Raw genomic sequence first — 4,182 nt, forward strand, 5'->3', positions numbered from 1 at the left:
ATCGCCAACGCCGTCCTCAAAACAGGCCTGCCATGGCGCATTAGCTCCGCCGCTTAAACACAGTTGCTAGGAAGTGTCCTGATTTGCCGCGTGTTTGACCTGTTCTAGCGGGATAGACGCGATCCATCATTGAAGTGGATCTCATCGGGATTGCTTGCAAAATGAACCGCCTTCTCGTCCAGGAAAAATGAGCACTCTCAGGTCGTCTTGGCAGCAGCATTTCGCCTGATAGCCTGAGGCGGCTGATGGAACTCACGTAAGAAGGCGCGTCGCATCCGTTCGGGATCATGAAAGCCCGTCATGACGGCGATGGCTTCAATGGGGAGGGTGGATCTTTCCACTCGTTCCCGCGCGGTTTCCAGACGCAGTTTCTCGACCGCTCTGGCGGGACTCATTCCTACCGCTGCCCGGAAACTGCGAGAAAAATTGCGGGGGCTCATGCCGGCCTGACTGGCCAGAATATCCACGGTCAGGCGCTGTTTCAGGTTAGACCGGATCCATCCCAACAGTTCGGCAAAGCGTTCCTGAGAACTCGCCATCTCGAGGAGTGCCGAGAACTGGGACTGTCCTCCGGGACGGTGATAGAACACCACCATTTGCTGCGCCGTACGACGGGCAATATCGGCCCCAAGATCTTCGGCAATCAACGCCAGCGCCATGTCGATGCCAGCGCTGATCCCCGCAGATGTCCAAACCGGGCCATCATGAATATGAATGGCATCTGCCGAAACCCGGATTTTAGGGAACTGTGTTGCCATGGCCGAGGCCTGTTGCCAGTGTGTCGTCACACGACGGCCATCAAGCATGCCAGCTTCTGCCAGCAGGAAAGCGCCCGTACACACACTGCAGATACGTCGCGCAGTTCTGGCCTGATGCCTTATAAAGTCGAGTAATTCCCGGCAGCTCATAGCCTGCCTGTGGCCTTCGCCTCCGACAACGATAAGCGTATCAAACGACCCTGCGGCCGCGAGCGGAACGGTCTCGATCGCCATCCCAGAAGACGACCTGACCAGGTCACCATGGCGGGATAGGGGCGTCATCTCATACGAAACCTCCCCAAATCCTCCGGCAATCTCGAAGGCTGTCGTCACTCCGGCAGCGTCGAGCAACTGGAAGTCTGGATAGAGAAGAATACCGATCTGTCTGGTCATGGCCTGAAATGAGGGATCGTTGTCCTTTCGTCAAATGCTCTTTTGGAAAACACTGACAGGTCTCGGATCAACTCGTGATCCGTCCCCGAACCAGAGGCGGAATTCCCTATGTCCCGACCCCCATTGCCTCCCTTCAATGCTGAAACGGCTGCTCAGAAAGTCCGCCTCGCGGAAGATGCCTGGAATGGCCAGGATCCTGAAACGGTGGCGCAGGCCTATACGACCGATAGCCAGTGGCGCAATCGCCTGGAATTCATCCACGGACGAGAGGACATCGTGGCGTTCCTGACGCGCAAATGGGAGCGCGAGCAGGAATACCGCCTCATCAAGGAACTCTGGGCTTTTCAGGAGAACCGGATCGCGGTCCGCTTTGCTTATGAGTGGCAGGATCAGGCCGGGCAGTGGTTCAGGTCTCATGGGAATGAAAACTGGGAGTTCGATGAAAACGGGTTGATGCGTTACCGCGCAGCGTCAATCAACGACCAACCCATTTCAGCGACCGACCGCCTGTTCCGCTGGCCTGAGGGACGGCGTCCGGACAGTCACCCCGGTCTTTCGACACTGGGATTGTAACTGTCCGGACGCGCTTCCTTAAGGCGTTGACTGGAACGCCTTGCGGCCTTCTGCGTCCAGCGCCGCGAAGTCTTCATCGGATAGGGTGATGTCGGCTGCCGCGACATTCTGTTCCAGATGGGCGACCTTGGACGTGCCGGGGATCGGAAGCATCGCCTTGCTGCGCATCAGGACCCAGGCAAGAGCAATCTGGCTTGGATGCGAGCCGTATTTCTTCGCCATCGTGTCCAATATGGATCCCGGCCTGGCGAGGTCGCCGGCGGCGAGAGGGAACCACGGGATGAACCCGATGTTCTGCTGCGTGCAGTAGTCGAGTACGTCCTCGCTGGTGCGATCGACGAGATTGTAGCGGTTCTGGACGGTCGCGACCTCGAAGAATTTCGATGCTGTTTTGATGTTGTCGACAGAGACCTCGCTCAGTCCTGCATGACGGATCAGTTTCTGATCAATGAAGGAGCGGATCGCGTCGAACTGTTCGTCTGCCGGGACTCTGGGATCGATCCGGTGGAGTTGCCACAGATCAATCTGCTCGACGCCGAGGTTGCGCAGGCTTTTGTGCACCTGCTGCAATAGATATTCCGGCCGTCCGACCGGTTTCCAGATGTCGGGGCCGGATCGGGTGAGGCCGCCTTTCGTCGCGATGACCAATCCTTTGGGATAGGGATGCAGAGCTTCCCTGATCAGCCATTCGGAGACGTCCGGACCATAGGAATCCGCCGTGTCGATGAAATTGACGCCGAGTTCTGGGAGGCGCTTCAGTGTGCGGATGGCCTCGTCGTGATCGGCGGGCGGTCCCCATATACCCTGGCCAGTGATGCGCATCGCACCGAAACCAAGCCGGTTGATGCCGAGATCGCCGCCAATCCTGAATGTGCCTGATCGGGAAGCGTTAGAGGGGGACTGGATCATGGGTTTAGGTTCCTTCATGACAATGTCGTCTCTGAGGCCAGTATCTCGGCCAGTCTGTCGAAAGCTGGCTGGTAGATCTGTGTCGGCATCCGGGCCTCCATACTGGCGGCATGTTCGGCTGGGGCCTCGAACTGCCCCCGCCATTGGATGAACGTGTGGTCGCTCTTCGTTATGGGAAGAAGGCTGATGGTAGAGCGATAGTTCCGGACCGGCAGGGCTGATTCAACGATCGAGAACGTGACCGCGTGATCCACGTCGGAGAGTGCCAGAAGCTGTTCGCGGATGAGTCCGACATCCCCCATCTCAACCAAGCGGATTGCGCCGACGCGGTCACCGGACTCATTGCCTTCGATCGCGCAGCTTCTGACGCCCGGCAACCAGCGTCCAAGGGCGCCAAAATTACGGACCAGCCGCCAGACAGAGGGAAGGGATGCAGGAATGATACTACTGGCCATAACGTGGATCATGAGGCTGGCTTCGCTTGGAATTGTGTGGCCCTCATAGCGACTGCCCTCCCGTCACCTCGATGCGTTGGCCATTCATCCAGCGCATGTCGTCCGACAGAAGGGCACGGACCGCAGCTCCGATATCGTCGGGCTGTCCGACACGCCCGAGGGGTGTGATGTCTGCAAGGCTTTTATTGATCGTGGCATCGTCACGGACCAGACCACCACCGAAGTCCGAGGCGATCGCACCAGGGGCGACGGCGTTGACGGTAATGCCTCGCTCTCCCAGTTCTTTTGCCATGTAGAGTGAGATGACTTCGGTAGCGGCTTTCATGGCTGAATAAGGTCCATGATCCGTTAGGTAGAAACGGGTCGCGGCAGAGGTAATGTTGAGAATACGACCGCCGTCCCGAATCAGGGGCAGGAGGGCCACCGTCAGAAGATAGGGGCCTTTGAAATGGATGTTGTACTGGTTATCGAGCTGTTCGGATGTCGCAGCATCGAAGCGAGTGTGAATGATATTGCCTGCGTTCTGAACGACATAACTCAGTGCACTGTGCTCGAACTCATGTGAGAGAAGTGCTCTGACCTGTCCGGAAAAATCCGCGAACGATTCATGGTCCACGATATCCAGCTTCAGCATGCGCAGTTTTGCATTTTGGCCGACGAGGGCTGCTTCGGCAGCGTTCGCCTCGTCTTCGTTGGAGTGATAGGTCCCGATCACGTTGATGCCCGAGGCAATCAGATGTTTCGCGATACTGTATCCGATGCCGCGATTGGCACCCGTGACGAATGCGATGTCCTGTTTGCTCATAACTGGATTCCTTGGCCGAGACACGGCGATGTGTTCCGGAATTTAATTCCGTACTGGATGGTCCATAATATGTGCGCAAAACAGGGTCAAGGAGTTATGGAGTGGTCGATATGGAATTAACGGCATAAGGCTTGGCCTGTTGCAGGCTCATCAATGTCTGGCAGACCGTTTCACGGCGTGGTGAGCAGCGCGTTGGCATCCCATAAGGTCAGAAGCGAAGTGATGGCGGCATCCAGATGTGTTGACGTCATCCCGTCCCGCGCTTCGCATGTCATGCCATGGAAAAATG

Annotated in this window: 5 protein-coding genes; 1 reads left to right on the forward strand and 4 read right to left on the reverse strand. The window is 57.2% G+C overall.

What is annotated here, in order from left to right; genetic code table 11:
- Positions 1-197 precede the first annotated feature (197 nt).
- Entirely contained in the window at positions 198-1,151 is a 954-nt protein-coding gene (locus HK22_RS14460; RefSeq protein WP_086649775.1) for a GlxA family transcriptional regulator, read from the reverse strand.
- A 108-nt stretch (positions 1,152-1,259) separates the two neighbouring features.
- On the opposite strand from HK22_RS14460, the gene HK22_RS14465 reads away from it, so the two are divergent.
- The gene (locus tag HK22_RS14465) at positions 1,260-1,724 is read left to right on the forward strand and encodes a nuclear transport factor 2 family protein (RefSeq protein WP_063904063.1); all 465 of its coding nucleotides are present in this window, start codon (positions 1,260-1,262) and stop codon (positions 1,722-1,724) included.
- A gap of 18 nt (positions 1,725-1,742) precedes the next feature.
- Here the strand turns inward: HK22_RS14465 and HK22_RS14470 are convergent, their stop codons facing one another.
- From HK22_RS14470 to HK22_RS14480, 3 genes are read right to left on the reverse strand one after another with little or no spacing between them, the layout of a single operon-like run.
- Positions 1,743-2,633, reverse strand: coding sequence for an aldo/keto reductase (locus HK22_RS14470; protein WP_063904062.1), 891 nt, complete (start codon positions 2,631-2,633; stop codon positions 1,743-1,745).
- Positions 2,634-2,647: 14 nt separating this feature from the next.
- Positions 2,648-3,100, reverse strand: coding sequence for an SRPBCC family protein (locus tag HK22_RS14475; protein WP_063904061.1), 453 nt, complete (start codon positions 3,098-3,100; stop codon positions 2,648-2,650).
- Positions 3,101-3,131: 31 nt separating this feature from the next.
- Entirely contained in the window at positions 3,132-3,893 is a 762-nt protein-coding gene (locus HK22_RS14480; protein ID WP_063904060.1) for an SDR family NAD(P)-dependent oxidoreductase, read from the reverse strand.
- Between the last annotated feature and the right edge of the window lie 289 nt (positions 3,894-4,182).

Origin of the sequence: Gluconobacter sp. DsW_056 (genome assembly GCF_002153595.1) — a bacterium.
GTDB classification, from domain to species: Bacteria; Pseudomonadota; Alphaproteobacteria; order Acetobacterales; family Acetobacteraceae; genus Gluconobacter; species Gluconobacter albidus.

Excerpts from the sequence above, each read along its gene's own strand:
- HK22_RS14475 (WP_063904061.1), bottom strand. The coding sequence starts at position 3,100 with ATGATCCACGTTATGGCCAGTAGTATCATTCCTGCATCCCTTCCCTCT.
- HK22_RS14480 (WP_063904060.1), bottom strand. The coding sequence starts at position 3,893 with ATGAGCAAACAGGACATCGCATTCGTCACGGGTGCCAATCGCGGCATC.
- HK22_RS14460 (WP_086649775.1), bottom strand. The coding sequence starts at position 1,151 with ATGACCAGACAGATCGGTATTCTTCTCTATCCAGACTTCCAGTTGCTC.
- HK22_RS14470 (WP_063904062.1), bottom strand. The coding sequence starts at position 2,633 with ATGATCCAGTCCCCCTCTAACGCTTCCCGATCAGGCACATTCAGGATT.
- HK22_RS14465 (WP_063904063.1), top strand. The coding sequence starts at position 1,260 with ATGTCCCGACCCCCATTGCCTCCCTTCAATGCTGAAACGGCTGCTCAG.